Below are 1,816 nucleotides of genomic sequence, written 5' to 3'. Positions count from 1 at the left end.
TGTTGAGCCAGCTCCTCCTGGGGCTGGTCAACGGCTCCTTCTATGCCATCCTGAGCCTCGGGCTGGCCGTCATCTTCGGCCTGCTCAACGTCATCAACTTCGCGCACGGCGCGCTGTTCATGCTCGGCGCGGTGCTCACCTGGATGGCGATGGAATATTTCGGCATCAACTACTGGGTGATGCTGATCGCGGCACCCATCGTCATCGGCCTCTTTGGCGTAGTGATCGAGCGGCTGCTGCTGCGCTGGATCTACAAGCTCGACCACCTCTACGGCCTGCTGCTCACGCTGGGCCTCACGCTGCTCATCGAGGGCGTGTTCCGCTCCATCTACGGCGTCTCGGGCCTGGCCTACGACGCGCCCGAGGCGCTGTCGAGCGCCACCGACCTGGGCTTCATGGTGCTGCCCAACTACCGCGCCTGGGTGGTCGTGGCCTCGCTGGTCGTGTGCATCGCCACTTGGTTCGTGATCGAGAAGACCCGCATCGGCGCCTACCTGCGCGCGGGCACCGAGAACCCGCGGCTGGTCGAGGCCTTCGGCGTCAACGTGCCGCTGATGATCACGCTGACCTATGCCTTCGGTGCCGGCCTTGCCGCCTTCGCGGGCGTGCTGGCCGCGCCGGTGATCCAGGTCTCGCCGCTGATGGGCCAGAACCTGATCATCGTGGTGTTCGCCGTCGTCGTGATCGGCGGCATGGGCTCGATCATGGGCGCCATCCTCACCGGGCTGGGGCTGGGCGTGATCGAGGGCTTCACCAAGGTCTTCTATCCCGAGGCCTCGTCCACCGTCGTGTTCGTGATCATGGTCATCGTGCTGCTGGTGCGTCCTGCCGGCCTGTTCGGCAAAGAGAAGTGAGAGCAGGCGGCATGAACATGAAAAAGATCTCCACCGTCTTCTACGGCCTGCTGCTCGTCGCGCTGGTGCTGGCGCCGTTCTTCGGCGCCTACCCGGTGTTCGTGATGAAGCTCCTGTGCTTCGCGCTGTTTGCCTCGGCCTTCAACCTGCTGTTGGGCTTCACCGGGCTCCTGTCTTTCGGCCATGCGGCCTTCCTCGGCGGCTCGGCCTACGTGGCCGGCCATGCGATCAAGGTCTGGGGCCTCACGCCCGAGCTGGGCCTGATCGCGGGCACGCTGGTGGGCGCGCTGCTGGGCTGGCTGTTCGGCGTGCTGGCCATCCGCCGCCAGGGCATCTACTTCGCGATGATCACCCTGGCGCTGGCGCAGATGATGTTCTTCGTCGCGCTGCAGGCGAGGTTCACGGGCGGCGAGGACGGCCTGCAGGGCGTGCCGCGCGGCAAGCTGTTCGGCCTGCTCGACCTGAGCAACGACCTGACGATGTACTACGTCGCGCTGGCGATCGTGGCGGCCGCCTTCCTGCTGATCGTGCGCACCATCCACTCGCCGTTCGGGCAGGTGCTCAAGGGCATCAAGGAGAACGAGCCGCGCGCGCTGTCGCTGGGCTACGACGTGGCGCGCTTCAAGCTGCTGGCCTTCGTGATCTCGGCGGCGCTGTCGGGCCTGGCGGGTTCGCTCAAGACGCTGGTGCTGGGCTTCGCGACCCTGTCGGACGTGCACTGGACCGCTTCCGGCCAGGTGATCCTGATGACGCTGTTGGGCGGCCTGGGCACCTTGTCGGGCCCGCTGGTGGGCTCGGCGGTGGTCGTGCTGCTGGAGAACAAGATCGGCGAACTGGGCAACCTGCTCGCGCGCATCACCACCATCGACTGGTTCAACACGCTGGGCGAGTCGGTGACCATGGTCACGGGCCTGATCTTCGTGATCTGCGTGCTCGCCTTCCGCAAGGGGATCATGGGCGAG

The 1,816-nt window shown here is 66.1% G+C and carries 2 protein-coding genes; both read left to right on the top strand.

The features are described from left to right. Window positions 1–2 precede the first annotated feature (2 nt). Window positions 3–854 (top strand): branched-chain amino acid ABC transporter permease, encoded by an 852-nt coding sequence (locus AC27VN_RS40415; protein WP_490880355.1) that lies wholly within the window; start codon window positions 3–5, stop codon window positions 852–854. 11 nt (window positions 855–865) lie between these two features. Beyond that, a partial coding sequence (locus AC27VN_RS40410) for a branched-chain amino acid ABC transporter permease (RefSeq protein WP_490880354.1) occupies window positions 866–1,816 on the top strand: 951 nt, incomplete at its 3' end.

Source organism: Variovorax sp. 20P10.2.4, from assembly GCF_058244205.1.
Note: the sequence above shows the minus strand (reverse complement) of the source record. Positions and strands in the feature narration are given on the sequence as shown.